General features: G+C 74.1%; 27 protein-coding genes. 15 read left to right on the top strand and 12 right to left on the bottom strand.

The features are described 5' to 3' along the window. Position 1: 1 nt before the first annotated feature. The 4 genes from ACI783_RS04185 to dhaK form a co-directional block, all read right to left on the bottom strand. A complete protein-coding gene (locus tag ACI783_RS04185; protein ID WP_457139264.1) occupies positions 2-1,300 on the bottom strand; it encodes a C40 family peptidase in 1,299 nt (432 codons plus the stop codon). 122 nt (positions 1,301-1,422) lie between these two features. Further along, positions 1,423-1,833 carry a dihydroxyacetone kinase phosphoryl donor subunit DhaM gene (gene dhaM, locus ACI783_RS04180; RefSeq protein WP_457083071.1) on the bottom strand — a complete coding sequence of 137 codons (411 nt, stop codon included), beginning with the start codon at positions 1,831-1,833 and terminating at the stop codon, positions 1,423-1,425. A gap of 3 nt (positions 1,834-1,836) precedes the next feature. After that, positions 1,837-2,484 (bottom strand): dihydroxyacetone kinase subunit DhaL, encoded by a 648-nt coding sequence (dhaL, locus tag ACI783_RS04175; RefSeq protein ID WP_457139263.1) that lies wholly within the window; start codon positions 2,482-2,484, stop codon positions 1,837-1,839. 2 nt (positions 2,485-2,486) lie between these two features. Then, on the bottom strand, positions 2,487-3,488 hold the full coding sequence (gene dhaK / locus ACI783_RS04170; protein ID WP_457139262.1) for a dihydroxyacetone kinase subunit DhaK: 1,002 nt from the start codon (positions 3,486-3,488) through the stop codon (positions 2,487-2,489). A gap of 215 nt (positions 3,489-3,703) precedes the next feature. Between dhaK and fdhA the strand changes: the two genes are divergently transcribed. From fdhA to ACI783_RS04155, 3 genes are all read left to right on the top strand, one after another. Then, on the top strand, positions 3,704-4,927 hold the full coding sequence (gene fdhA / locus ACI783_RS04165) for a formaldehyde dehydrogenase, glutathione-independent (RefSeq protein WP_457139261.1): 1,224 nt from the start codon (positions 3,704-3,706) through the stop codon (positions 4,925-4,927). Positions 4,928-5,004: 77 nt separating this feature from the next. Further along, positions 5,005-5,202: a hypothetical protein gene (locus ACI783_RS04160; protein WP_457083079.1), complete on the top strand. Its 198-nt coding sequence runs from the start codon at positions 5,005-5,007 to the stop codon at positions 5,200-5,202. A gap of 56 nt (positions 5,203-5,258) precedes the next feature. Next, a complete protein-coding gene (locus ACI783_RS04155) occupies positions 5,259-5,861 on the top strand; it encodes a GDSL-type esterase/lipase family protein (RefSeq protein WP_457139260.1) in 603 nt (200 codons plus the stop codon). A gap of 137 nt (positions 5,862-5,998) precedes the next feature. Here the strand turns inward: ACI783_RS04155 and ACI783_RS04150 are convergent, their stop codons facing one another. From ACI783_RS04150 to ACI783_RS04140, 3 genes are read right to left on the bottom strand one after another with little or no spacing between them, the layout of a single operon-like run. Further along, on the bottom strand, positions 5,999-6,778 hold the full coding sequence (locus ACI783_RS04150) for a succinate dehydrogenase/fumarate reductase iron-sulfur subunit (protein ID WP_457139259.1): 780 nt from the start codon (positions 6,776-6,778) through the stop codon (positions 5,999-6,001). Then, entirely contained in the window at positions 6,775-8,721 is a 1,947-nt protein-coding gene (locus tag ACI783_RS04145; protein ID WP_457139258.1) for a fumarate reductase/succinate dehydrogenase flavoprotein subunit, read from the bottom strand. Before ACI783_RS04145 ends, ACI783_RS04150 begins: the two co-directional genes overlap by 4 nt. A 15-nt stretch (positions 8,722-8,736) precedes the next feature. Continuing rightward, positions 8,737-9,438 carry a succinate dehydrogenase cytochrome b subunit gene (locus ACI783_RS04140; RefSeq protein ID WP_457139334.1) on the bottom strand — a complete coding sequence of 234 codons (702 nt, stop codon included), beginning with the start codon at positions 9,436-9,438 and terminating at the stop codon, positions 8,737-8,739. Between the two features lie 207 nt (positions 9,439-9,645). On the opposite strand from ACI783_RS04140, the gene ACI783_RS04135 reads away from it, so the two are divergent. The 8 genes from ACI783_RS04135 to ACI783_RS04100 all read left to right on the top strand — a co-directional run bounded on the left by ACI783_RS04135 (position 9,646) and on the right by ACI783_RS04100 (position 17,378). Further along, the gene (locus ACI783_RS04135; protein ID WP_457139257.1) at positions 9,646-10,257 is read left to right on the top strand and encodes a sulfite oxidase-like oxidoreductase; all 612 of its coding nucleotides are present in this window, start codon (positions 9,646-9,648) and stop codon (positions 10,255-10,257) included. 9 nt (positions 10,258-10,266) lie between these two features. Beyond that, complete coding sequence (locus tag ACI783_RS04130) at positions 10,267-11,058, top strand: FAD-binding oxidoreductase (protein WP_457139256.1); 792 nt, start codon at positions 10,267-10,269, stop codon at positions 11,056-11,058. A 175-nt stretch (positions 11,059-11,233) separates the two neighbouring features. Further along, positions 11,234-12,253, top strand: coding sequence for an iron ABC transporter substrate-binding protein (locus ACI783_RS04125; RefSeq protein ID WP_457139255.1), 1,020 nt, complete (start codon positions 11,234-11,236; stop codon positions 12,251-12,253). Positions 12,254-12,351: 98 nt separating this feature from the next. Beyond that, complete coding sequence (locus ACI783_RS04120) at positions 12,352-13,869, top strand: ABC transporter permease (protein WP_457139254.1); 1,518 nt, start codon at positions 12,352-12,354, stop codon at positions 13,867-13,869. After that, a complete protein-coding gene (locus ACI783_RS04115) occupies positions 13,866-14,933 on the top strand; it encodes an ABC transporter ATP-binding protein (protein WP_457139253.1) in 1,068 nt (355 codons plus the stop codon). Before ACI783_RS04120 ends, ACI783_RS04115 begins: the two co-directional genes overlap by 4 nt. Before the next feature lie 59 nt (positions 14,934-14,992). Continuing rightward, positions 14,993-15,811: an aldolase/citrate lyase family protein gene (locus tag ACI783_RS04110; RefSeq protein ID WP_457139252.1), complete on the top strand. Its 819-nt coding sequence runs from the start codon at positions 14,993-14,995 to the stop codon at positions 15,809-15,811. Next, on the top strand, positions 15,808-16,707 hold the full coding sequence (locus ACI783_RS04105; protein WP_457139251.1) for an NAD-dependent epimerase/dehydratase family protein: 900 nt from the start codon (positions 15,808-15,810) through the stop codon (positions 16,705-16,707). The genes ACI783_RS04110 and ACI783_RS04105 overlap by 4 nt, the downstream gene beginning before the upstream one ends. Beyond that, positions 16,704-17,378, top strand: a complete 675-nt coding sequence (locus tag ACI783_RS04100; protein WP_457139250.1) for a glycosyltransferase — start codon at positions 16,704-16,706, stop codon at positions 17,376-17,378. The genes ACI783_RS04105 and ACI783_RS04100 overlap by 4 nt, the downstream gene beginning before the upstream one ends. Before the next feature lie 34 nt (positions 17,379-17,412). Here the strand turns inward: ACI783_RS04100 and ACI783_RS04095 are convergent, their stop codons facing one another. Continuing rightward, entirely contained in the window at positions 17,413-18,873 is a 1,461-nt protein-coding gene (locus ACI783_RS04095) for a hypothetical protein (protein WP_457139249.1), read from the bottom strand. 482 nt (positions 18,874-19,355) lie between these two features. On the opposite strand from ACI783_RS04095, the gene ACI783_RS04090 reads away from it, so the two are divergent. Then, a complete protein-coding gene (locus ACI783_RS04090) occupies positions 19,356-20,180 on the top strand; it encodes a formate/nitrite transporter family protein (RefSeq protein WP_457139248.1) in 825 nt (274 codons plus the stop codon). 4 nt (positions 20,181-20,184) lie between these two features. Here the strand turns inward: ACI783_RS04090 and ACI783_RS04085 are convergent, their stop codons facing one another. Both ACI783_RS04085 and ACI783_RS04080 read right to left on the bottom strand, forming a co-directional pair. Then, positions 20,185-20,730 carry a DUF1990 family protein gene (locus ACI783_RS04085; protein WP_457139247.1) on the bottom strand — a complete coding sequence of 182 codons (546 nt, stop codon included), beginning with the start codon at positions 20,728-20,730 and terminating at the stop codon, positions 20,185-20,187. A gap of 21 nt (positions 20,731-20,751) precedes the next feature. Further along, positions 20,752-22,326, bottom strand: coding sequence for a putative bifunctional diguanylate cyclase/phosphodiesterase (locus ACI783_RS04080; protein ID WP_457139246.1), 1,575 nt, complete (start codon positions 22,324-22,326; stop codon positions 20,752-20,754). Between the two features lie 156 nt (positions 22,327-22,482). Between ACI783_RS04080 and ACI783_RS04075 the strand changes: the two genes are divergently transcribed. From ACI783_RS04075 to ACI783_RS04065, 3 genes are all read left to right on the top strand, one after another. Beyond that, on the top strand, positions 22,483-23,340 hold the full coding sequence (locus ACI783_RS04075; protein ID WP_457139245.1) for a HipA family kinase: 858 nt from the start codon (positions 22,483-22,485) through the stop codon (positions 23,338-23,340). Then, positions 23,337-23,726 carry a DUF3037 domain-containing protein gene (locus ACI783_RS04070; RefSeq protein ID WP_457139244.1) on the top strand — a complete coding sequence of 130 codons (390 nt, stop codon included), beginning with the start codon at positions 23,337-23,339 and terminating at the stop codon, positions 23,724-23,726. Before ACI783_RS04075 ends, ACI783_RS04070 begins: the two co-directional genes overlap by 4 nt. Positions 23,727-23,813: 87 nt before the next feature. Beyond that, positions 23,814-24,197: a VOC family protein gene (locus ACI783_RS04065; protein WP_457139243.1), complete on the top strand. Its 384-nt coding sequence runs from the start codon at positions 23,814-23,816 to the stop codon at positions 24,195-24,197. On the opposite strand, the gene ACI783_RS04060 is transcribed toward ACI783_RS04065, so the two are convergent. Further along, the gene (locus ACI783_RS04060; RefSeq protein ID WP_457139242.1) at positions 24,176-24,547 is read right to left on the bottom strand and encodes a 4a-hydroxytetrahydrobiopterin dehydratase; all 372 of its coding nucleotides are present in this window, start codon (positions 24,545-24,547) and stop codon (positions 24,176-24,178) included. The two genes, ACI783_RS04065 and ACI783_RS04060, sit on opposite strands and share 22 nt — an antisense overlap. Positions 24,548-24,563: 16 nt before the next feature. Next, a complete protein-coding gene (locus ACI783_RS04055) occupies positions 24,564-25,277 on the bottom strand; it encodes a phosphoadenylyl-sulfate reductase (protein WP_457139241.1) in 714 nt (237 codons plus the stop codon). Positions 25,278-25,405 lie beyond the last annotated feature (128 nt).

The following is a 25,405-nucleotide window of genomic DNA, read 5'->3' as shown; positions in this document are numbered from 1 at the left end:
CTCAGGCGCTGGGGCGGACGCCGCCGATGAAGCCGCCCCAGCGCATGGACGTCTCGCGGATGACCGAGCCGCTCTGCGGGGCCTCGAGGATGCGGCCGCCGCCCAGGTAGATCGCCACGTGGTGGATGGTCGCCGGGTTGCCGGTGTCGGTCGCCCAGAAGACCAGGTCGCCGCGCTGCAGGTGCTCGCGCGAGACCTTGGGCAGCGCCGCGTACTGGGCCCGGCTGTTGCGCGGGATGGTGACGCCGGCCTGGGCGTAGGCGTAGCGGGTGAGCCCGGAGCAGTCGAAGCCGACGACACCGGCGTCCACGCCCCAGCCGACGCTCGGGCCGTTCAGCGAACCGCCGCCCCAGGAGTAGATGGTGCCCAGGTAGCGCTCCGCGGCGTCGATCGCGGTCTCCACGGCCGAGGTCGACCCGGCGCCGGCCCGGGGACCGGACGACGCCCCAGCGGGAGGGCCGGAGGTGAGCTGGTGACGCACCGGCGGGGTCTGCGCCCGGTTCTGGGCGGCCGCTGCCTGCGCGCGCTGCGCCTGCTCACGCTGAGCCTGTTCCGCGGCGGCCCGCGCGCCCTGCAGCCCGGACAGGGTCTGCTGGGCGGCCTCCAGCTGTGCCTGCAACCGGCTCTGCTGCGCCGCGAAGTCGGCGGCCTGCTGGCGGGCGCCGGCTTCGATCCGCTCGGCTCGGGCGAGCGCGTCGGCCGCCTCCTGCCGCAGCGTCTCCGCCTGCGCCAGGGCCTGCCGCGCGGCGGCGTCGGCGGCGGTGGCCTGCTGCTCGGCCACCGCGACGTCGGCGAGCACGTCGGTGCGGTGCACCCCCACCGCGTCCAGCAGCGCGGCGCGCTCCAGCACCTCCGCCGGGCCGCCGGCGTCCAGCAGCGCGGCCAGGCCGGGGGAGGTGCTGCCCTGCTGGTAGCTGCTGCGGGCGAAGCCGGCCACCGCCGCGCGGGCGGCGGCGAGCTCCTCGGCGGCCTGCCGGGCCGCGGCGGCGGCTGCCTCGGCGGCGGCCTGTGCCGTCTCGTGCTCGGCCTGCTTCCCCTGGAAGGTGTCCAGCGCGATCGCCGACTGCGCCTGCGCGGCGGCGAGCTCGGCCTGCGCACCGGCGAGCTGGGCGGCGACCGCGCCGACCTGCCCGGCGGCGTCGGCCTTCGCCCGCTCGGCGTCCTGCAGCTGGGCGTCACTGGGGCCGACCGGCGTCGCGGCGGCGATCCCCGGCGCGACCACGAGGGCGAGGGAGACGGCGACGACGACGCCCGCCAGCCGTGCTCCGACCCGACGTCCGGCCGACACCTGCGTGCTCACGATCGCGCTCCTCAGCTGGTCCGCTCACCCGTTCGGGTGACCTGACCACCTGATCGGCGCGGTGCCGGAGGTGCTTGAGGGGCGCGAGTGAACTGAGTTGCCGCACGCAACCCGGTCCTGGCTCAGCCCAGGTGTGCCTGCTTCGGTGCCAGGCCGCGGGCGGCCTCGGCGGCGACCGCCTCCCGGGCGCCCCCGCCGGCCGCCACCACCGCCGCGCCGACGAGCCCCTCGACCAGCGGTCCGGGAGAGAGCACCACCCGCTCGCGCAGCTCGTCGTCGACCAGCTCCAGCGCCGTCTCCGCCGAGAGCACCGCGCTGCCCAGGTCCATCAGCACCACGACGCCGTCACCGCGGTCCGCCGCGGTCAGCGCCTCGGAGATGGCGACCGCGTCGGTGCCCAGGCCGCCGTCGTCCAGCCCGGCCGCCACCTCGATCGGCACGTCCTGGGCGGTGAGCATCTGCCGGGCCAGCGTCACCGCCGCCTCGGCCAGCGGTCGGCTGTGCGAGACGACGACGAGCCCCACCTGCGCCACCGCTCAGCCCAGCTCGGCGGCCGCGGCCTCGACCAGCAGCGTGGTCGAGGTGGCCCCGGGGTCCGGGTGGCCGGCGCTGCGCCCACCGAGGTAGCTGGCCCGGCCCTTGCGGGCGGTCATCGCCGTGGTCGCGTCGCGCCCCTCCCGGGCGGCGGCCGCCGCTGCGGCCAGGGCCTCGCCCAGCGGCTGCCCCGCGGCGAGCGCGGCGTCCAGCGCGTCGCAGGCCGGGATGAGCGCGTCGAGCATCGTCTTGTCGCCCGCCTCCGCCTTGCCGCGCGCGACGACGCCGTCCAACCCTGCGCGCAGCGCCTTGGCGAAGGTCGCCGCGTCCCACGGCTCGGACCCACCGGTGCCGGCCAGGCGCAGGAAGAACGTGCCGTACAGCGGTCCGCTGGCGCCGCCGACCTTGCTCACCAGCGTGGCGCCCACCCGCTTGAACAACGCGGCGGCGTCGGCGGGCGGTTCGTCGTCCAGCGCGGCCAGCACCGCGGACATGCCGCGGTCCATGTTCGTGCCGTGGTCGCCGTCGCCGATCGCCTGGTCCAGCCGGGTCAACTCGTCGCGGTGCTCGGCGACGGCGCCGGCGAAGGTCCGCACCCAGCCCTGCAGCTGGTCGACGGAGAGGGCGTCGAGGGAGGGCTCGTCGGCCACTCTCACACCCCCCACCGCAGCGCCGGGGTGCGCACCGGGGCGTCCCACAGGCGGAGCAGGTCGTCGTCCATCCGCAGCAGGGTCACCGAGCACCCGGCCATCTCCAGGCTGGTCATGTAGGAGCCCACCAGCGAGCGGGCCACCGGCACGCCGGCCTTCTCCAGCACCTGCACCACCTCGCCGAACATCAGGTACAGCTCGATCAGCGGGGTGCCGCCCATGCCGTTGAGGAACACCAGCACGCCGTCCCCGCCGGTGAAGTCCAGGTCGCCGAGCACCGGCTCGAGCAGCATCTCGGCGACCTCCCGGGCCGGCGCGACCGGCACCCGTCGGCGCCCCGGTTCCCCGTGGATGCCGATGCCGACCTCCATCTCGCCCTCGGGCAGGTCGAAGGTGGGGGTGCCGGCGCTGGGCACCGTGCAGGAGGTCAGCGCCACGCCCATGCTGCGGCTGCGGGCGTTCACGGTGCGGGCGACCTCGGCGACCTCGGCCAGCGACCGGCCCTGCTCGGCGGCCGCGCCCGCGGTCTTCTCGGCCAGCACGGTGGCGCCCACGCCCCGCCGGCCGGCGGTGTAGAGGCTGTTCTGCACCGCGACGTCGTCGTCGACCACCACCGAGACCACCTCGGTGCCGGACTCCGCGGCGACCAGCTCGGCGGCCATCTCGAAGTTCATGACGTCACCGGTGTAGTTCTTCACCAGGTGCAGCACACCGGCCCCGCCGTCGACGCCGGTGGTGGCGGCGACCATCTGGTCGGGGACGGGGGAGGTGAACACCTCCCCCGCGCAGGCGGCGTCGAGCATCCCGGCCCCGACGAAACCGCCGTGCATCGGCTCGTGCCCGGAGCCGCCGCCGGAGACGATGCCGACCTTGCCCCGCACGGGGGCGTCGCCGCGGAAGACGACCCGGTTGGGGTGGTCGACCCGCAGCTCGGGATGGGCGATCGCCAGGCCACGCAGGGACTCGGCGACGACGTCGGCCGGGTCGTTGATGAGCTTCTTCATCGGACCTCCTGTCGGTGGGGGCGCGTGCTGACCGTAGGAGTGATCCAGGTCGCACGGCAACGGACGGCGTCCCGCATCGTCGGACGGCTCGCCCGACGAGTGTCATCAACCTGTGACCAGGGGCACACTCGCGTTGTCCGGGCCGCATGTCAGGGCTCGGAGTCGCCCCCGACAGGGCACGACGGAGCACGGTCCCCGAGCAGAAGGAGCAGAGGATGGCCGGCAACAGAGGCGTTGCGTACATCGAACCGGGCAAGGTCGAGGTCCACGACATCGACTACCCCAAGCTGGAGCTGCAGGACGGTCCCGGGGTCAACCCGGCGAACGTCGGCCGCCAACTGCAGCACGGCGTCATCCTGAAGGTGGTCACCACCAACATCTGCGGCAGCGACCAGCACATGGTCCGCGGCCGGACCACCGCGCCGCCGAACCTGGTGCTCGGCCACGAGATCCTCGGGGAGGTCGTGGAGAAGGGGCGCGACGTCGAGTTCATCGAGGTCGGCGACCTCTGCTCGGTGCCGTTCAACATCGCCTGCGGGCGGTGCCGCAACTGCAAGGAGGGCAAGACCGGGATCTGCCTGAACGTGAACCCGGCCCGCCCGGGTGCGGCCTACGGGTACGTGGACATGGGCGGCTGGGTCGGCGGGCAGGCCGAGTACGTGACGGTGCCCTACGCGGACTGGAACCTGCTGAAGTTCCCCGACCGGGACCAGGCCATGGAGAAGATCCTGGACCTGACGATGCTCTCGGACATCTTCCCGACCGGGTTCCACGGCGCGGTCACCGCCGGGGTGAAGCCGGGATCGACCGTCTACATCGCCGGGGCCGGCCCGGTCGGGCTGGCCGCGGCCGTCGGGGCGCAGCTGCTGGGTGCCTCCGTGGTGATCGTCGGGGACCTCAACGAGGACCGGCTCGCGCAGGCCCGCTCGTTCGGCTGCGAGACCGTCGACGTCAGCAAGGGCGACCCGAAGGACCAGCTCGAGCAGCTGCTCGGCGAACCGGAGGTCGACGCCGCGGTGGACGCCGTCGGCTTCGAGGCCCGCGGGCACGGCGAGGGGGCGCAGCAGGAGGCGCCGGCGACGGTGCTCAACTCGCTGATGGAGGTCACCGCCGCCGGTGGCGCCATCGGCATCCCGGGCCTCTACGTCACCGGCGACCCCGGTGGCATCGACGAGGCGGCGAAGGTCGGGGCACTGTCGCTGAGCCTGGGCACCGGCTGGGCGAAGTCGTTGTCGTTCACCACCGGGCAGTGCCCGGTGATGCGCTACAACCGCGGCCTGATGAAGGCGATCCTCGCCGACAAGGTGCAGATCGCGAAGGCCGTCAACGCCACGGTGATCAGCCTCGAGGACGCCCCGCGCGGGTACCAGGAGTTCGACTCCGGTGCCTCCCGCAAGTACGTCATCGACCCGCACGGGATGACCGGCAAGGCCGCCTGACCCGGTCCGGCCGCGCCGGCCCGGCACCGCTGCCGGGCCGGCGTTGCCGGCCTGCGGGGACGGGGGAGGATGGGGTGGTGAACGTCTTCACCGACTACGCCGAGACCCACTGGGTCCCGATCAACGGCGACATGGTCACGGTGCAGACCGTGGACGCCGCCGGCACGCGGGAGACCCACGTCCTCTCCGTCCCCGAGGCGCTGGCGCAGTTCAAGGTCAAGTACCCGTTCATCGACGACGCCATGGCCGCCGAGCTCTTCGCCCGCGGCGGTTGACGCGGGGGAGCCCCACCTCACGCAACAGTTCGCCACGCAGCGCCGTTGCACCTGGTGTGACGCTCCGCTTCCTCGTCCTCGGTGACTCGCTGGCCTTCGGCACCGGCGCCGCCTCCCCGGATGACACCCTCGGCGCCCGGCTCACCCGCACGCTCGAGGCGCTGGGCCTCCCGGTGCGCCTCGACGTGGTCGCCGTGCCCGGGGCGACGTCGCTGGACCTCGACGCCCAGGTCCGGCGGGCGCCGCGGAACGCCGACGTCGCCCTGCTCGTGGTCGGAGCCAACGACCTGACCCGCCAGGTGCCCCCGGCGCGCGGCGCGGCGGCCCTCGGTGCCGCGGTGGCCGAGCTGCACCGGCGGGGCACCGCCGTGCTCGTCGTCCCCACCCCGGACCTGTCCGCGGTGGCCTGGGTGCCGCCGGCGTTCCGCGCCGTGGTGGCGGCCGTCTGCGACCAGGTGCGCACCCGGCAGACCGCCGCCGCGGAGGCGGCCGGCGGGGTCGTCGCACCGGTGGCGCCTGCGCTGTCCGCTCGGTTCGCCGCGGAGCCGGGGTTGTTCTCCGCCGACCGGTTCCACCCGTCCTCGGCCGGCTACGCACTGGTCGCCGAGGCGCTGGCCCCGCACCTGCTGGCCCTGGTCGAGCGCCGCGCCGCGGCCTGAGCCGGCCGCCGAGATCCGCGGTCTGGTGGTTCACCGGCTCCGGAGGCCACCAGATCGCAGACCTCGTGACCGGAGCCGGGAACGACGACGGGCGGCCGTCCCCGGAGGGACGGCCGCCCGTGGCGTTCAGCAGGGGCTCAGCTCGAGGGCACCGCGCCGGCGCGGAGCGCGCCGAGCAGGTCGTGGTTCAGCCGGGAGATGGTCTCCATCGAGATGCCCTTCGGGCAGACCGCGGAGCACTCACCGATGTTGCTGCAGCCGCCGAAGTCCTCGGCGTCCTGCTGGGCCACCATCTTGAGCACCCGGGTGTCCCGCTCGGGCTGGCCCTGGGGGAGCAGCCCGAGGTGGGCGACCTTGGCGGCGGTGAACAGCATCGCCGAGCCGTTCGGGCAGGCCGCCACGCAGGCGCCGCATCCGATGCAGGTCGCGGCGTCGAACGCGGCGTCGGCGTCCTTCTTCGGCACCGGGACGGCGTGCGCGTCGGGAGCGGTGCCGGTGGGGACGCTGATGAACCCGCCGGCGGAGATGATCCGGTCGAACGCCGAGCGGTCGACCGCGAGGTCCTTGACCACCGGGAACCCGCCGGAGCGCCACGGCTCGATGTCCAGCACGTCGCCGTCGTTGAACGAGCGCATGTGCAGCTGGCAGACGGTCGCCTGCTCCGGGCCGTGCGCGATGCCGTTGATCATCAGACCGCAGGAGCCGCAGATGCCCTCGCGGCAGTCGTGGTCGAAGGCCACCGGGTCGTCGCCGTCGAGGATCAGCTTCTCGTTGAGCACGTCGAGCATCTCGAGGAAGGACATGTCGGGCGAGACGTCGGTGACGTGGTAGGTCACCATCTTGCCCTTCTGCGTCCGGTCCCGCTGACGCCAGATGCGCAGGGTCAGGCTCATCGTGCGTGGCTCTGTGCTGGTCACTTGTAGCTCCGCTGGGCGAGGTGGACGTTCTCGAACTCGAGGGCCTCGCGGTGCAGCACCGGCGGCACGCCCTCGGGGGTGTACTCCCACGCGGCGACGTAGGCGAAGTTCTCGTCGTCGCGCAGCGCCTCACCCTCAGGTGTCTGGCTCTCGGCCCGGAAGTGCCCGCCACAGCTCTCGTTGCGGTGCAGCGCGTCGACGCACATGAGCTCGGCGAGCTCGATGAAGTCGGCGACCCGGCCGGCGTGCTCGAGGTTCTGGTTGAAGATGCCCTGCTCGCCGGAGACCTTGACGTTGGTCCAGAACTCCTGGCGGATCTCCGGGATCCGGTCGAGCGCCTTGCGCAGGCTCTCCTCCGACCGCTCCATCCCGCACAGGTCCCACATAAGCTTGCCCAGCTCCCGGTGGAACGAGGCGACCGTGCGGGTGCCGTTGATCGACAGCAGCTTCTCGGTCTGGGCGCGGACGCCCTGCTCCGCCTCGACGACCGCCGGGTGGGTGGTGTCGACCTTCGGGAAGGGGCCGTCGGCCAGGTAGTCGTTGATGGTGTTCGGCAGCACGAAGTAGCCGTCGGCCAGGCCCTGCATGAGGGCGCTGGCACCCAGCCGGTTCGCGCCGTGGTCGGAGAAGTTGGCCTCACCGATCACGAACAGGCCCGGGATCGTGGACTGCAGGTCGTAGTCGACCCACAGCCCGCCCATCGTGTAGTGGACCGCCGGGTAGATGCGCATGCCGGTCTCGTACGCGTCCTCCCCGGTGATCCGGTTGTACATGTCGAAGAGGTTGCCGTACTTGGCCTCGATCGCCTTGCGGCCGACCCGCTGGATGGCGTCGGAGAAGTCCAGGTACACGCCCAGCCCGTTCGGGCCCACGCCGCGGCCCTCGTCGCAGACGTTCTTCGCCTGGCGCGAGGCGATGTCGCGGGGCACCAGGTTGCCGAACGCCGGGTAGATGCGCTCGAGGTAGTAGTCGCGCTCGTCCTCGGGGATCTCGCGCGGGTCGCGGGTGTCGCCGCGCTCCTTGGGCACCCACACGCGCCCGTCGTTGCGCAGCGACTCGCTCATCAGCGTCAGCTTCGACTGGTAGTCGCCGCTGACCGGGATGCAGGTCGGGTGGATCTGGGTGTAGCAGGGGTTGGCGAACAGCGCGCCCCGCTTGTGCGCCCGCCAGGCCGCCGTGACGTTGGAGCCCTTGGCGTTCGTGGACAGGTAGAAGACGTTGCTGTAGCCGCCGGAGGCCAGCACGACGACGTCGGCCATGTGCGAGGTGATCTCACCGGTGATCAGGTGCCGGACGACGATGCCCCGGGCGCGGCCGTCGACGACGATCAGGTCGAGCATCTCGGTGCGCGGGTGCTGCTCGACGTTGCCCAGCCCGATCTGCCGCTCCAGCGCCTGGTAGGCGCCGTACAGCAGCTGCTGGCCCGTCTGGCCGCGGGCGTAGAAGGTGCGCGACACCTGTGCGCCACCGAAGGAGCGGTTGTCCAGCAGGCCGCCGTACTCGCGGGCGAAGGGCACGCCCTGGGCGACGCACTGGTCGATGATGTTGGTGCTCACCTCGGCGAGGCGGTGCACGTTGTCCTCGCGGGAGCGGAAGTCGCCGCCCTTGACCGTGTCATAGAACAGTCGGTGCACGCTGTCACCGTCGTTGCGGTAGTTCTTCGCGGCGTTGATCCCGCCCTGCGCGGCGACCGAGTGGGCGCGGCGGGGGCTGTCCTGGAACCAGAAGTTCTTGACCCGGTACCCGGCCTCGGCGAGCGTCGCCGCCGCCGAGCCACCGGCCAGGCCGGTGCCGACCACGATGACCGACAGGCGCCGGCGGTTGGCCGGGTTGACCAGCCGGGCACGGAACTTGCGCTCCTCCCACCGCTGGGCGATGGGGACGTCGCGGGGGGCCTTGGTGTCGGCGATCGGCTCGCCGACGGTGAAGAGCTCGAGAGGCATGGCTGGGAGTTCCCGTCAGTCGATCAGGCCGAAGGCGATGGACAGCGGCACGAGGAGGAAGCCCACGGTGAGCACGGTGGCGACGACGTAGGCCAGCGCGTTCACGGCGCGCTCGCGCTTCTTGTTGGTCTGCCCGAGGGTCTGCGTGGCGGCGAAGATGCCGTGCCGCAGGTGCAGGCCCAGCAGCAGCATCGAGACGACGTAGAAGGCCGTGATCGGGATGTTCGAGAAGCTCGCGACCAGGCGCTCGTACGGCGTGGTGTCGTGGCCGGCCGGGTTCACGGCGCCCAGCGTCAGGTCGAGGATGTGCCAGATGATGAACAGCGCGAGGATGACGCCGCCCCAGCGGACGGTGCGCGAGGCGAAGCTCTGCTGCACCCGCTTCTTCGTCGCATAGGGCACCGGGCGGGCGCGCTTGGCCTGGCGCCACAGCGAGACGGCGGCCCAGAAGTGCGCCACCACCGACACCAGCAGCACGATCCGGATGATCCAGAGAACCGTCTGGGTCGGGACGGCCGGCTCGCCGATGCTGCGGATCCACCCCGAGTAGTGGTTGAAGGACTCGGCACCCTCGAAGGCGTGCAGGTTGCCGATCATGTGGGCGATCAAGTACAGGATCATGATGATCCCGCTGACGGCCATGACCGTCTTCTTGACGACCGAGTTGCTGAACCGGCCGGTCTTCGGGGCCCTCCGTGGAGCCTGCTGCGTCGTCATCGTCGCCACGGCACCAAGGTATTCCCTGTGCCCAGTGACACCCAGATGAACCCGCCGTGACACGGCTCATGTAAGGCGACCCTCACCTGCGGGTCCGCCCGTCGCGGGCGGCACCCGGGGGAGGCGCTGGACCCCGGGCAGGAGGATCATCTCCGCCGTTCGGCCCCGCACCCGCCCGCCAGGGCCGGTCAGAGAGGAACTTCGGACGTGCCCGGACCCACTCGCGGCTTCCTCGGCCGCCGTCGCGGACCCAGCGACCCGCGGCTCCCACCCGGCCAGTACGACGTCGGCGGTGACTGGCCGGTGCTGACCGCCGAGCCCACCCCCCGGATCGCCCCCGAGACGTGGACGATCACCGTCGACGGCGAGGTCGAGAACCCGACGACCTGGACCTGGGACGAGGCGCACGCGCTGCCCGCGTCGGCCTACAGCGGCGACATCCACTGCGTCACCACCTGGTCGAAGTTCGACACCCACTTCGCCGGCATCAGCGTCGACTCGCTGCTGGAGGTCGCCAGGCCGACCGCCGAGGGGCGGTTCGTGATGGCGACGTCGAAGACCGGCTACACCACCAACCTGCCGATCGAGGACGTCACCGGTGGCAAGGCGTGGCTGGTGTGGGAGTACGAGGGGCAGCCGCTGCCGATCGAGCACGGCGGCCCGGTGCGCATGCTGGTGCCGCACCTGTACTTCTGGAAGAGCGCCAAGTGGATCAGCAAGATCACCCTGCTCAAGCGTGACCAGCCGGGCTTCTGGGAGCAGAACGGCTACCACGACCGGGGCGACCCGTGGAAGCAGCAGCGGTACCAGGGCGATTGAGGTGGCAGGGTGACTGACGCGCTCCCGGACCCCGCCACCGCGCCCGGCGCCGAGCCGCAGCCGGTCGAGCCGCCGGCCCTGGCCACGGCGTCCGCGCCGGCGGGCGGGTGGACCACCGCGACCGTCGCCGGGCTGCGCCGGCCGATCGCCCGTTCGGTCGAGCTGCGGCTCGACGTCCACGACCGGGTCGACCACCTGCCCGGCCAGCACTACGTCGTCCGGCTGACCGCCGAGGACGGGTACACCGCGCAGCGGTCCTACTCGGTCGCGTCGGCGCCGGGTGACCCGCTGGTCGAGCTGTTCGTCGAGCGGCTGGACGACGGTGAGGTCTCCACGTACCTCGCCGACGTGGTGGAGCCCGGCGACGAGCTGGAGGTCCGCGGCCCGATCGGCGGCTGGTTCGTCTGGGACGGCGCCAGCCCGGCGCTGCTGGTCGGCGGGGGCAGTGGCGTCGTCCCGCTGGTGGCGATGGTGCGGCACGCCCGCGACATCGGGCGGCTGGACCTGCTGCGGGTGGCGGTGTCGGCGCGCACGCTCGCCGAGCTGCCCTACGCCGAGGACCTCGCCGCGGCCGGTGCGCTGATCGTGACCACCCGGGAGGCGCACGGCATCCGCCCGGCCGCGCGGATGACCGCGATGGACCTGCTGCCGCTGTGGGAGCCGGGGCAGACCGCGTACGTGTGCGGGTCCGCCGCGTTCGCCGAGGCCGCCGGCCAGCTGCTGGTCGGGATGGGGGTGGCGCCGTCCTCGATCCGGGTCGAACGCTTCGGGGCCTCCGGCGGACCGGCCGCGGGGGGCTGATCCCGGCGCCGACGGCGCGTCTCCTCGCGGCCCGGGGCGGGGGGCGTCCGAGGGGGTGCGTCGGGGTGGCTACAGTCGACCCGGAAACCGTGCTTAGGTGTGCCTAGCCTCATGCCGAGGCTCACACGGTGCGCTCGTCTGCACTGCCCCTCGTTCCGACCTCGGAGGATCGACCGTGAACCGGCCCGGGCGCGTCACCGCCACTGCCATCGCTGTGCTCACCGCCTCCGGCCTCCTGGCCGGCTGCGGCGGGGGCGCCTCGGACGCCGAGACGCTCACCGTATACAGCGCGCAGCACGAGAGCCTGGTCCGCACCATGCTCGAGGGCTTCACCGCGGAGACCGGTATCGAGCTGGAGTTCCGCGAGGCCAACGACCCGGAGCTGGCCAACCAGATCGTGCAGGAGGGCGAGGCGTCCCCGGCCGACGTATTCCTCACCGAGAACAGCCCGTCGATCGACACCCTGGAGCGCGCGGGGCTGCTCGCCCCTCTGGACCAGGCGACGCTCGACCAGGTGGGGGAGGAGTTCCGGCCGGAGTCGGGGAACTGGACCGGGTTCGCGGCCCGCTCGACCGTGCTCGTCTACAACCCCGCCGTCCTGTCGGCAGCGGAGCTGCCCGCGTCGATCCTCGACCTGGCGGAGCCGGAGTGGGAGGGGCGCATCGGCATCGCCGCCGGTGGAGCGGACTTCCAGGCGATCGTGGCGGCCGTCCTCGCGCTGCGGGGCGAGGAGGTCACCCGGACCTGGCTGGCGGGGCTGGAGCGGAATGCGGACGTCTACCAGAGCAACAGCGCGGTGATGAAGGCCGCCGACGAGGGCGAGATCGACGCCGGCGTCATGTACCACTACTATTGGTACCGCGACCAGGCCGAGGGCGGTCTGGTCGGTGACGACGCCGAACTGCACTTCTTCCGCAACCAGGACCCGGGCGCCTTCCTCAGCGTCTCCGGCGCCGGCGTCCTGGCCTCCTCCGACCAGCCCGAGCAGGCCCAGCAACTGGTCGCGTACCTGACCGGCCCGGAGGCCCAGCAGCGGCTGGCGGACAGCTCGGCGTTGGAGTACGCCGTCGGCACCGGTGTCGCCTCCGCCGAGGCGCTGCCCCCGCTGGAGGGCCTGCAGGCGCCCGACGTCGACCCCGGTTCGCTGGACCAGCGGCGCGTCACCGAGCTGATGCAGGAAGTCGGGCTGCTCTGACCACCACGGCGACCCCGTTCGCGGGCGCCGGCGCGCCTGCTCCGTCGGCGCGCCCGGGCGAGGGCCGGTCTGCCCGGAGGCCGGACGGCGCCACCCGGGTGCGCCGGTCCCCGGCGGTGCTGGCCCTCGCGACGCTGGTCGCCGCGCTGGCCCTGCTGCCGCTGGGCCACATCGTCGGGTACGCCCTGGAGATCGGCTGGAGCGGCGTACGCGAGCTGGTGTTCCGCGACCGGGTGGCCGAGCTGCTGTGGAACACCGTCCGGCTGGCCGTGGGCACCGTCGTGTGCTCCGTCGTCCTCGGCGTCGGTGCGGCCTGGCTGGTGGAGCGGTCATCGGTCCCGGCGCGGCGGCTGTGGCACGTGTTGCTCGTCGCCCCGCTCGCGGTGCCGGCCTTCGTGAACAGCTACGTGTGGATCTCCCTGCTGCCCTGGCTGGACACCTACGCCGGGGCGCTGCTGGTGGTCACCCTGTCCTACTTCCCGTTCGTGTACCTCCCGGTGGCAGCGGCCCTCCGGGGGCTGGACCCCGCACTGGAGGAGACCGCCCGCGGCCTCGGGGCGGGGCACGGCGCGGTGTTCCGGCGGGTGCAGCTCCCCCAGCTGCGGGTCGCGGTGCTGGGCGGCAGCCTGCTGGTGGCGCTGCACGTGCTGGCCGAGTTCGGCGCGCTGCAGATGCTGCGCTTCCCGACCTTCACCACCGCGATCTACGACCAGTACCGGTCCACCTTCAACGGTCCGGGTGCGACGGTGCTGGCCGGCGTGTTGGTCCTGCTGTGCCTGCTGCTGCTGCTGGGTGAGCTGGGGCTGCGTGGCCGGGTCGGCCTCGCCCGGACCGGCGCCGGTGTCGCCCGGCGGTCCCGCCCGGTGGCGTTGCGCGGTCTGACCGTCCCCGCCCTCCTGGCGCTGGCGGTGCTGGCCGGGCTCGCGGTCGGCGTCCCACTGGCCGGCGTCACCTGGTGGTTGGTGCGCGACACCCGCGCCGCCCTCGACCTCTCGGACCTGGCCGGCACCACCGGGACGACGCTCGTCCTGGCCGCCGTCGCCGCACTGGCGACCACGGCCCTGGCGCTCCCCACGGGCTGGCTCGCCGTGCGGGCCCGTAGTCGGGTGTCCACCCTGCTGGAGCGGAGCACCTACCTGGGCAGCTCGGTGCCGGGCATCGTCGTCGCGCTGGCTCTGGTGGCGATCAGCATCCGGGCCGTGCCGTGGCTCTACCAGACGACCCCGGTGCTGCTGGCTGCCTACGCGATCCTCTTCCTCCCGCGGGCCATCGTGAACGTCCGCTCCGCGGTGGAGCAGACCCCCCGGTTGTACGGCGACGTGGCCGCGTCGCTGGGCTCCTCGGGGATCGATCGACTGCGCCGGGTGACGGTGCCGCTGCTGGCTCCCGGCCTGGGGGCGGGCGCGGCGCTGGTGTTCCTGGCCGTGGTCACCGAGCTGACGGCGACACTGCTGCTGGCGCCCACCGGGACGGCGACGCTGGCCACGGCCTTCTGGTCGGCGAGCAGCGCGCTGGAGTACAGCGCGGCTGCGCCCTACGCGCTGGTGATGATCCTGCTCTCGGCGCCGGCCACGGTGCTGCTCTCCCGCGACGCCCGACGAGGTCTGACCACATGAGCTCCCTGACCGTGCAGCAACTGACCAAGTCCTTCGGGTCCACGCCGGTGCTCGCTGGTGTCGACCTGACGGTGCCGGGTCGCAGTCTCACCGCTCTGCTGGGCCCGTCCGGGTGCGGCAAGACCACCCTGCTGCGGCTGATCGCCGGCTTCGAGGAGCCCGACGCGGGAACGGTCAGCCTGGGTGGCGAGGTGGTGTCCGGCGACGGGCGCACGGTGCCCGCCCGCCGGCGCGGCATCGGCTTCGTCCCGCAGGAGGGCGGGCTGTTTCCGCACCTCACCGTGGCCGGCAACATCTCCTTCGGGCTGCCCCGACGGGAGCGTCGCGACCGGGGAAGGGTGCGGGAGCTGCTGGCGCTGGTCGGCCTGGACCTCGCGCTGGCCGACCGGCACCCGCACCAGCTCTCCGGCGGGCAGCAGCAGCGGGTGGCGCTCGCGCGGGCGTTGGCTCCCCGGCCGTCCCTCGTGCTGCTGGACGAGCCCTTCTCCTCGCTGGACGCCACGCTGCGGGAGGAGACCCGCCGTGAGGTCGCCGGGGCGCTGCGGGCGACGGGGGCCACCGCCGTCCTGGTCACGCACGACCAGGCAGAGGCGCTGTCGATGGCCGACCAGGTCGCCGTCATGCGTGGCGGCCGGCTGGTCCAGCTCGCCGATCCGCAGACGCTCTACCGACGCCCCCGCGACCTGGACACCGCCGCCTTTGTCGGGGAGGCGGTCGTGCTGGACGCCGACGTGCGCGGCGGGTGGGCGCGCTGCGCGCTGGGCTCGGTCCCGGTGGCCGCGGGGTGCCCCGACGGGACGGCGCGGGTCCTGCTGCGCCCCGAGCAGCTCCGGCTCGGTCCTCCGGTCGCCGGTGCCGCGCTCGCGGTGGTGCACAGCGTGGACTTCTACGGCCACGATGCGCGCGTGCTGCTCGACCTCGCGCCGGGGCTGCGGGTGGCGGCGCGGCTGGACGGTGCCGACCTGCCAGCCGGCGGACAACAGGTCGCGGTCTCCGTCGCGGGTACGGCGCTGGCCTTCCCCCGGGCCGACGCCCCCCTCCGCGAGTCCGTTCCCTCGCCGTGACGGTCGTCGGACCGAAGGGCGGTGGAGGGCAACTACTTAGGGGTGCCTAAGCTAATTCTGTGGATTTCTTCGTCTTCACCGTGGATCCGGCTTGCGCGCACGACGTCGTCGTCGGCGGGGCGGCCGGCGTCGTCGTGGACTGGGAACGCCGGGGGAAGGCGCGTCGGCAGCTGGGAGAGGGCACGCAGATCAACGCGGACACTCCCGCCGACCTCCGCCGGGTGCGTGCCGCCACCGACGGCCGGGTGCTCTGCCGGCTCAACGGCTTCGGGCCCTGGACCGCCGGGGAGGTCGAGGAGGCGCTCACCTCCGGTGCCGACGAGATCCTGCTGCCGATGGTGCGTGAGGCCGAGGAGGTGGACCGCACCCTGGAGCTGGTCGCCGGCCGCTGCGGCGTCGGCATCCTGATCGAGACCCAGGGCGCCGTCGAGCAGGCGGCCGCACTGGCCGCCCGGCCACTGAGCCGGGTCTACGTCGGCCTCAACGACCTGCGCATCGACCGCCGCTCGCGCGAGCTGTTCCGGCCCCTCGTCGACGGCACCGTCGACGCCGTCCGGGCGGTGGTCACCGTCCCCTTCGGCGTGGCGGGGCTCACCCTGCCCGGCGGCGGGTGGCCGGTGCCCACCCGGCTGCTGGCTGCTGAGCTGGTGCGCGTGGGCGCCGACTTCACCTTTCTCCGCCGCTCGTTCCACGCCGACATGGTGGGCAGGGACCCGTCCGTGGAGCTGCCCCGGATGCTTGCGGGCCTGACCGATCTGAGGTCGGCCCCGGCCGACCGGGCTGCCGCCGACCGCCGAGCCCTGGTGGCGGCGGTCGACGAGGCCGGGCGGTCGTCCATCGAACCGTCGGTCCCCGCCCCGATGCCGCAGTCGGCGTGAGGGCCCTGGTCACCGGGGCCGGCGGATTCGTCGGCCGGCACCTGGTCGACCGGCTGCGTGCGGATGGCTGGGACGTCGTCGGCCTCACCCGGGCGCAGGTCGACCTGGCCGACCCGCGGGGCGGCGCAGCCGCCGTCGCCGCGGCCGATCCGGACGTGGTCTTCTCCCTGGCCGCAGGCCGGGCCAAGGCAACCGCCGCGGAGCGGGCCGCCACCACGGCGGTGAACACCAGCCCCTGGCTCGTCGACGCGCTGCCCGACCGCTGCCGCACGGTCGTCCGGCTGGGGTCGTCGACCGAGTACGCCGCCGCAGCGCACCCACTGGCCGAGGACGCCGCCCTGGCGCCTCGGGGCTTCTTCGGCGCGACCAAGGCCGCCGGCTCGCTGCTGCTGCAGGCGGCCGCGGCCGAGCGCGGTGTGCGGGCGGCGGTGCTGCGCGCCTTTCAGGTGTACGGGCCGGGGGACCACGCCACCCGGCTGGTGCCCACCGTCCTGCGGGCCGCGGCCACCGGCGGCGTCGTTCCGTTGCCGGGCCACGTCAGCCGGCGCGACTGGGTCTGGGTGGAGGACGTGGTGGACGCCTGCGTCCGGGCGGCGCGGGCCGACGACCTGCCCCCTGGAGTGGTGCTCAACATCGGCACGGGGGTGCAGACCAGCACCGAGGAGCTCGTGGCGATCGCCCGTGAGGTGACCGGCCGGGCGATCGCCACGGCTCCCGGGGCCCACCCCGGCCGCTCGTGGGACACCGCCGACTGGGTGTGCGACCCGGCCGCGGCTGCCCGGTTGCTCGGGTGGCGACCGACCGTCGACCTGGCCACCGGGCTGGCCCGGACCTGGGCCAGCTCCGAGGCGCACGGCGACCCCGCAGCCGGGGGCAGCGGGGCCGCAGCCCGGTGACCGGATCCCGGGTCGCCGTCGTCGTCCCCGTGTACGGCAACGCCCCGACCCTCGGCCCACTGGTGGAACGGCTGGCCGCCGCGCTGGCCGGGTGGGATTGGCGGCTGCGTCTGGTCATCGACGCCTCGCCCGATGACAGCCTGGCGGTGGCCGAGGAGCTGGCCCGCGCCGATCCGCGGATCGCGGTCACGGTGCTGACGGTCAACGTCGGTCAGCATGCGGCCCTCACCCGCGGCCTGGTGGACGAGCGGGATGCCGATGCGTGGGTGTGCCTCGACGCCGACCTGCAGGACCCACCGGAGGCGGTGCCCGGGCTGCTGGAGCGGTTGGCCCGCGGGGACGTGGGCGCGGTCTTCGCCGGGCGGCGGGGACGGTACGAGTCCCCGGTGCGGCGGGCCACCGGTGCGGTCCACCGCCGCCTGGCCGCCTGGCTGACCGGCCTGCCCCCCGACGCGGGTGCCTTCCTGGTGATGGGGGCGGACGTCCGTGCCGCCGTCGTCACCGGACGTGTGCCCAGCATCGTGCTGGCCGTCGGCACCTCGGGGCAGCCGGTCGCCAGCGTGCCGGTGATCCGGGATCCCCGGCCGGTGGGTGACTCGGCCTGGACCGGGCGGGCGAGGCTGGCCCAGTCGGTCCGGTCGCTGGTCTGGGCCCTGCGCTCCCGGGGCTGAGCCGGCGCACGAGTGCCGCGCCGGCGGGTGCAGGTCAGCGCCGGCCCGGACGGTCCCAGCGCTGGACGATCAGATCGGTCTTCGTCGCCGGGAACTCCCATCGTCCGGTCTGCCGGAGCCCGGCCCCGATCAGCACGGCGTCGTCGTCGGTGGGGACCGGTTCACCGTCGATCAACCGGCGGACCAGCCACACCCGGTCGGCGCTGCCCGGGGCGTCGTCCGGTGGCAGGACGACATCGGGGCGGAGGTTCGGAGCCGACACCCGGACGTAGTGGTCCAGTCCGGTGGCCGAGCGCTGGTCCGCGGCGACGACGGGCTCCCCGGGGCGGTGCACCTGCGCCAGCAGGGCCACCACCTCGTCGGCCCGCTCCCGCGGTCCCCGATCGGCCAGTGGGGCAGCGGCCACCAGGGAGCAGCCCACCAGCAGTGCGGCCACCGGGCCGCGCGCCTCCCGTGGCAGCGACCAGGCGCCGGCTGCGGCGAGCACGCCGAGCCCGATCAGCCCGACGAGCAGGTACCTCGGGTGGTAGACCGGCCGCAGCTGCTCGATGGCGATCAGCAGGGCCAGCGGCACCAGCACCCACGTCGCGGCCACCACGCGGACGCCGCGGGCCCGCGCTGCGCCCACCAGCGCCAGGCCGACGGTCAGGTAGAGCGCCGGGCCGCGCCCGCCCGTCCAGGCCGCCGCCGCCAGCGCAACCAGCTCCCCGCCGGTGTCGCGGAGGTGCTCGGCATTGCGGCTGCCGGTGCCGTTGAGCAGGTTGACCACGATCAGCCCGACGGTCGGCAGGACGGCGACCGCCCCGACGGCGGCGGGTCCGACCGCCCGGCGGCCGCGCAGCACCAGCGCCGCCACCACGAAGGCGGCGAGCACGGTCGCGGCGTACCAGTGGGCCAGGCCCATGCCCGCGCCGGCCAGGCCGAACAGCACGAGGCCGGAGGGCGGGTCCTGCAGCCAGCGGGTCAGCCCCAGCAGCGCCCCGCCGGTCGCGAGCACTGCCAGCCCGTAGCTGCGCGCCTCCACCGCCTGCTCCAGCAGGAGCGGGCTGCTGGCGACCACCACCCCCGCCAGGACGCCCGTCGAGGTGCCGGCCAGCCGGCTGACCGCGCGGGTGATCAGCGCCAGCCCGCCGGAGGCGGCCAGGAGCGACAGCACCCGCAGGGAGGTGTCCCCGCCCAGGCCGGGCAGCGTGCCCCAGGCCCAGGTGACCAGGTAGTACGGGGCGTTGTAGGACGGTGGCACGTCGACCAGGTAGCTCGTGGTGCCCTGGCCCTGGACGACCGCCCGCACGATGGTGCCCAGCGACCGCCGGGAGACCTCCGCGGTGAACAGCTCGTCGAACCACAGCCCGTGGCCGGGGAGCAGGAGCACGGTGCCGAGGGCGAGCAGAAGGGCAGGGGGCAGCATCTCCCACGGCCGCCAGCGCCGGCCGGCAGGCCGCTCGGCGCCGCGTTCGACGCGGGGGCCGACCGTTGCCCCGGCCACCTGTGTCACGGGCGCAGCCTAGCCGCCCCCCGGGTGACTTAGGGGAGGCTTCCCTCTGGCGTGAGCGATGGCATGCTGTGCTGATCACCTCCTGGGGGCTGCCGGCCCAGCGTGGCAACCAGGTCGCCCGCCACCGCTGCCCCGCCGTTGGCGGTGAGCACCCGTGCGCCGAGATGTCGACGCCGGCGGACCCAGCAGCGCGGTGTCGGGCCGGACTCCGAGCGCCTCGAGATGGCCGAGCGCCTTGAGGTGGCGGTTGCCGCACGCGGTGAAGACGCCGCAGCGCCCGGGGCGTGCACCACGGGCTCGGGGATCCGCTCGTGGTCGACGCGCACGCGCCGGGTCCGCTACCCGGCCCGGGTCAGCGGAGAAACGGCGTCCGGTCGACGTGTGACCCCGTCTTTGACGGGTGTGCGCACCTCGGCACCGGGTAGATCGCGCCCGGACCGCGGCGCCCGACTGCCCGGCCGTCGTGACAGGAGAGGAACACCGTGGCCATCCGCGAGGAGGACGCCCGGGAGGAGCTCGGCGAGACGCCGGGGCCGACCGAGGACGAACTGCAGCAGGCGTTCGACACCATCGTCAGCGACGGCGCGCAGCGTCTGCACCGCAGCTGGCGGGAGGTCCTCACCACCGGCTTCGCCGGCGGCCTGGAGGTGGCCACCGGGATCCTGCTGCTGCTCGCGGTCTACGCCGAGACCGGCAGCCACCTGCTGGCCGGCCTCGCCTTCTCGGTGGGTTTCATCGCCCTCCTGCTGGCCCGCAGCGAGCTGTTCACCGAGGGCTTCCTCGTGCCGGTCACCGCGGTGGCGGCCGGCCGGGCCGGCTACGCGCAGCTGGGCAAGCTGTGGAGCGGGACCCTGCTGATGAACCTGCTGGGCGGCTGGCTGGTGGCCTGGCTGGTCGCCCACGCCTTCCCGGAGCTGGGCGACACGGCCATCGAGAGCGCCGCGCACTTCGTGGACGCACCGCTGGACCTCCAGTCGGCCTCGCTGGCGATCCTGGCGGGGATCGCCATCACGCTGATGACCCGGATGCAGCACGGCACCGAGTCGGACGGGGTGAAGGTGGTCGCCGCGGTGGCGGGCGGCTTCCTGCTCGCCGGGCTGCAGCTGTTCCACTCGATCCTGGACTCGCTGCTCATCTTCGTCGCGCTGCACGCCGGTGCGCCGTTCGGCTACGGCGACTGGCTGGCCTGGTTCTGGTACACCACGCTGCTCAACATGGCCGGTGGCCTGTTCGTGGTCACCCTGCTCCGGCTGGTCCGCAGCAAGGACATGATCAAGGACGAACGCGCCGCGGCCGGCGACGACTGAACGGTCAGCCCCGGACCGCGCGGCGCATCGCCGTCACGTAGCGGTCCAGGGCCAGGGACTGCACCCAGCTGCTGATCGGAGCGCCCAGGCGGGCGAGCGGGGTGGCCAGCCGGGAGAAGGCGCGCAGCTCGTAGTGCACCTCGCCGTCGGGCGCCCGCGTGACGACGAAGCTCTCCTCGCCGCTCTCCGGGTGGCCGGGGAGCGTGCCGTAGCCGAACCCGCGGCGGTACGGCTCGTCGACCACCCAGACGACCCGGCACGGGATGTCCAGGCCCAGCCGGCGCAGCCCGGCGGTCATCAGGACGACGGTGCCGACCGTGCTGGCCGGTCCGCTGGCCTGGATCCGCAGGCCGGCGGCGCGCTGAGCCGCCCAGCGGAACACCGCGGCGGCGGCGCGGTCGAACTCCGTCGCGCCCGAGCCGATCCGCTCGCGGCGGTCGACGTGGTCGTAGCCGGCCGGCAGCTCGGCGTCCCGGGTGGCGCCCACCTCGGGGTAGGTGAACGGTGCGTCGGCCAGCTGGGTGAGCGTCGTGCGGCGGAGGATTCCCACCCGGCCAGTGTGCCCGGCCGGTCAGGACCGGGCGCTGTGCGCCCTCAGGCGGTGCTCCAGCTGCGTGACCAGCGCCGGCAGCTCGGCCGCGGGGACCGCCCCACCCAGCCAGAAGCCCTGGATCTCGTCGCAGCCCAGGGCGCGGAGGTCCTGCCACGTCGCGGCGCTCTCCACGCCCTCGGCGACCACCCGCAGCCCGAGGTCGTGCGCCAGCCCGATGATCGCCCGCACGATCGTCCGTGAGCCGGCGTCGGTCAACATGCCCATCACGAACGACCGGTCGATCTTCAGCGTCTGCACCGGCAGCCGGGTGAGGTAGGCCAGCGAGGCGTGCCCGGTGCCGAAGTCGTCCACCGACAGGCCGACGTCGAGCACCCGCAGCTGGCGCAGCACCTCCAGCGCCCGCGCCGGGTCGTCCATCACGGCGGTCTCGGTGATCTCCAGCTCCAGCGCGCCCGGGGCCACCCCGGCATCGCGGAGCAGCGCGGCGATGCGCCCGGGCAGCGTCAGGTCGCCGAGGCTGCGCGCGGAGAGGTTGACGGCGACCCGCAGCGGGCGGCCGGCGTCGGCCCAGCTGCGGCTGTCGGCGAGCGCCTGCACCAGGACGGCGTCGGTGAGCTCGTGGATCAACCCGGTGTGCTCGGCCAGGTCGATGAACGCCCCGGGCAGCAGGAGGCCCCGGCGGGGGTGCTCCCAGCGCAGCAGGCCCTCCACCCCGATCACCCGGCCCGTGCGCAGGCACGCCTGCGGTTGGTAGTGCAGCCGCAGTTCGCCGCCGGCGACGGCCCGGCGCAGCTCGCCGTGGAGAACTAGCCGGTCGGCGTCGAAGGTGTCGATCGCGGGGGAGTAGACGACCAGCCCCGTCCGGTGGGCCCGGGCGTCGGAGAAGGCGACGTCGGCCCGGCGCAACAGCTCGGTCGGTTCGGTCACCGGGCCGGCCGCCAGCCCGGCGGACGCCGAGAGGTCCAGCACCAGGTCGCCCAGCCGCACCGGCTGCTGCAGCGCGGCGAGCAGCTGCGCGGACGAGGTGTCCGGGTCTGCGGCGGCCGGCCCGCTGAGCAGCACGCCGAACTCGTCGCCACCCAGGCGCGCCACCAGGGCGCCGGGCGGCGCGTCGTCGGTCAGCCGGGCCGCGACCGCGCACAGGAGGTCGTTGGCGGTGCGGTGGCCGAGGGTGGCGTTCACGTCGCCGAAGCCGTCGAGGTCGATGAGCAGCAGGGCGGGCGGAGGGCCGGCGTCGCCGGCGAGCGCGGTCGCCAGACCGGAGAAGAAGGACTCGCGGTTGGGCAACCCGGTGAGCACGTCGTGGCTGGACCGGTAGGAGAGGTCGGACTCGGCGCACGCCCGGCGGCGGTGCTCGCGCTTGAGCTGGGCCCCACGCCGGGCGCCGAAGCCGATCATGAACAGGTGACTGCCGGCCAGCACCACGACCAGGTGGTCGACCGGCACCGGCCCCTGGGACCACCGGACCAGGGTGGCGGGCAGGTCCGCGACCACGCTGAGCGCACCGAGGGCGACGGTGAGGAGCACGACCACGCCGATCTCGACCAGCACCGTGCGGCGCAGTTCGGTCACGTCCCGCCCCGTGCCTCGCATGCCGCCTCCTGGCGCCGGTGGCGCCGGCCGTCCGTGACCGAGTGCCCGATCCGGACATGGTGGTGCACAACCCATGTCGGCAGGGGCGTCCCGGGGTGTCGGTCATCCCTTCGAGGGGCGGGATGGCCCGGGCCGGAGCGGTACGTTGTGCGCACTGTGCTGCCCGCCGTCACCGCCACCCGCTACGTCACCCCGTTGCGCGAGGGTGGCTCGCTGCCCGGCCTCATGGAGGCCGACGACCTCGGCACCTACGTGGTCAAGTGGCGGGCGGCCGGGCAGGGCGTGAAGGTGCTCGCCGCCGAGGTCGTCTGCGGTGAGCTGGCCCGCCGGCTGTCGCTGCCGGTGCCGGCGCTGGTCACCGTCGACGTCGCACCCGAGCTCGCGGTGGGGGAGCCGGACTTCGAGGTGCAGGAGCTGCTGCGCAACTCGGCCGGGGTGAACCTGGGCATGGACTACCTGCCCGGCGCGCTGGACTTCGAGGCCGGCGCCGCCCAGGTGTCGCCGGAGCTGGGCGGGCGGGTGCTGTGGTTGGACGCGCTCATCGGCAACGTGGACCGGTCCTGGCGCAACCCGAACATGCTGTTCTGGCACGGCCGGCTGCACCTGATCGACCACGGCGCCTCGCTCACCTTCCACCACAACTGGGCCGGCGCCGCCGCCGCGGTCACCCGCCCCTACGACGCCGCCCAGCACGCGCTGGTCGAGTGCGAGCCCGACGTGCCGGGCGCCGACGCCGCGCTGGCCTCCCGGGTCACCCGGGAGCTGCTGACCGAGGTGCTCGCGCTGGTGCCGGACGCGTGGCTGGAAGGGCCCACGCCCGACGAGGGGCCTGCGACGGTGCGCGCCCGCTACGTCGACCAGCTGCTGGCCCGCCTCGCCGCCCGCGACGCCTGGCTGCCCGGCCTGGTCGCCAGCGCCCGGGCCGGCGGCGCCGGACGGCGGTCGGCGCCCCGCGGGCAGAACCGGCCGTCCTGGCTGGGGCCGCCGCCGCCCGAGGGGGTGACGCAGCGGTGAGGCAGACCTTCGAGTACGCCGTGCTGCGGGTGGTGCCGCGGGTGGAGCGGGGGGAGTGCCTCAACGCGGGGGTGCTGGTCTACTGCCGGCAGCTGGACTACCTGGGCGCCCGGCTGCACCTGGACGTCGACCGGCTGCGCGCGCTCGACGCGACCGCCGACCCGGCGGCCATCGGCGCCGCGCTGCAGGCGGCCGGCGACGTCTGCGCGGCCGAGCCCGCCGCAGGGGCGGCCGGCCGGGAGGCGCTGGGCTCGCGGTTCCGCTGGCTCACCGCGCCACGGAGCACCGTCGTCCAGCCGGGCCCGGTGCACACCGGCCTGACCGCCGACCCGGACGCCGAGGCCGACCGGCTGCTGAGGCTGCTCGTCCTCCCGGTCGAGGGCTGAGGGCACGACCGCGCAGTCGCGGTCGGTCGGCACGGTGTGTGCCCGCCGTCCAGCGGTCCCGTCGGACCCCGCTGGTAGATCCGGTGCATGGAGATCACCGCGGTGGGCGTCGCCGCCACCGACCTGCGCCGGGCCGTCGCCTTCTACGAGCTGCTCGGGTTCCGCTTCCCGCCGTTCGACGACGGCGAGGAGCACGTGGAGGCCACGCCGGGCACCGGGGCGCGGCTCATGGTCGACACGATCGCGATGCTGACCGAGCTGCTCGGGGAGGCGCCCCGGCCGGGCACCGGCGCGGCGTTCGCGAGCCGCCTCGGCAGCCCGGCAGAGGTCGACGAGGTGGTCGCCCGGGTGGCCGCGGCCGGGCACACGGTGGTGCTGGCGCCGTGGGACGCTCCGTGGGGGCAGCGCTACGCCACGGTCGCCGACCCCGACGGGTACCGGGTCGACCTCTACGCGTCGCTGCCCGGCTGACGATCCGGTGCCAGCAGGCTGTCGACCTGCGCGGCGAGCTCCGGGTCGGTGTCGGTGAACGGGGCGAGCGCCTCGTCGGTGCGGCGGGCGTACTCGACGTCCAGCTCCGTCACGCCGCCGGCGGAGTGCGTCGTCAGGAAGACGCGCAGGGTGCGCCACCGGACGTCGACGTCGGGGTGGTGGTCCAGCTCGTCGGCGGCCAGGGCGAGGTCGGCCATCACCTCTGCGGCGTCGGCGAAGTCGATGCCCTGCACCGTCCGTTCGATGCCGGAGGTGTCACCCGCCCACTCGGGGAGCTCGGCAAGAGCGGCGGTGAGCTGGTCGGGCGTCAGCGGGGTGCGGCGGGCCATGCCCCGATCCTGCCGCTCAGACGTGCAGGCCGCACTCGACCTTGTTCTTGCCGGCCCAGCGGCCGGCGCGGGGGTCCTCGCCGGGGGCCACGGGTCGGGTGCACGGCGCGCAGCCGATGGAGGCGTAGCCGATCTCCTGCAGCGGGTTCACCGGCACCTGGTGCTCGGCGATGTAGGCGTCGACGTGCTCCTGCGTCCAGGCCGCCAGTGGGTTCACCTTCACCATGCCCCGCTTGGCGTCCCAGTCGACGACCTTGGTGCCCGCCCGGGTGACCGCCTCGTCGCGGCGCACGCCCGAGCCCCAGGCGACGAAGCCGGCCAGCGCCTGTGCCAGCGGCTGCACCTTGCGCAGCGAGCAGCACAGGTCCGGGTCGCGCTCGTACAGCTTGGCTCCGTGCTCCGCGTCCTGCTCGGCCACCGACAACGGCGGCTGCACGTTGTGCAGCGTGATCGGCAGCACGCCGGTGATCCAGTCGCGGGTGCCGATGGTCTCGGCGAAGTGGTACCCGGTGTCGAGGAACACGACGTTCACCCCGGGGACGGCGCGGCTGGCCAGGTGCGCCAGCAGGCCGTCGGCCATGCTCGAGGTGATCGCGAACCCGTCGCCGAAGGTCTCCCCGGCCCAGGTGAGCACGGCGAGGGCCTGCTCGACCGGGTCGGCGATGCCGGCGAAGCGCGCGTCGGCCTCGGCGGCCAGCTCCGGTGTCGGCTGGACGACGGCGATGGTCACGATCGGTTCACCCCAGTTCCGGTCAGGTGCACGGTGAAGGTCCGCAGGCAGGCGGTGCAGTGCCAGCCCTCGCCCTCGGGGACGAGCTCCTCGTCGCCGCAGTACGGGCAATGGAACACAGGAAGCTG

The sequence above is a fragment of the Modestobacter sp. SYSU DS0511 genome, from assembly GCF_054050755.1.
Note: the sequence above shows the minus strand (reverse complement) of the source record. Positions and strands in the feature narration are given on the sequence as shown.

Coding starts and splice junctions, on each gene's coding strand:
- ACI783_RS04065 (WP_457139243.1), top strand. CDS start 23,814: ATGGAGATCACCGCGGTGGGCGTCGCCGCCACCGACCTGCGCCGGGCC.
- ACI783_RS04145 (WP_457139258.1), bottom strand. CDS start 8,721: ATGCCTCTCGAGCTCTTCACCGTCGGCGAGCCGATCGCCGACACCAAG.
- ACI783_RS04140 (WP_457139334.1), bottom strand. CDS start 9,438: ATGACGACGCAGCAGGCTCCACGGAGGGCCCCGAAGACCGGCCGGTTC.
- fdhA (WP_457139261.1), top strand. CDS start 3,704: ATGGCCGGCAACAGAGGCGTTGCGTACATCGAACCGGGCAAGGTCGAG.
- ACI783_RS04115 (WP_457139253.1), top strand. CDS start 13,866: ATGAGCTCCCTGACCGTGCAGCAACTGACCAAGTCCTTCGGGTCCACG.
- dhaK (WP_457139262.1), bottom strand. CDS start 3,488: ATGAAGAAGCTCATCAACGACCCGGCCGACGTCGTCGCCGAGTCCCTG.
- ACI783_RS04060 (WP_457139242.1), bottom strand. CDS start 24,547: ATGGCCCGCCGCACCCCGCTGACGCCCGACCAGCTCACCGCCGCTCTT.
- ACI783_RS04080 (WP_457139246.1), bottom strand. CDS start 22,326: ATGCGAGGCACGGGGCGGGACGTGACCGAACTGCGCCGCACGGTGCTG.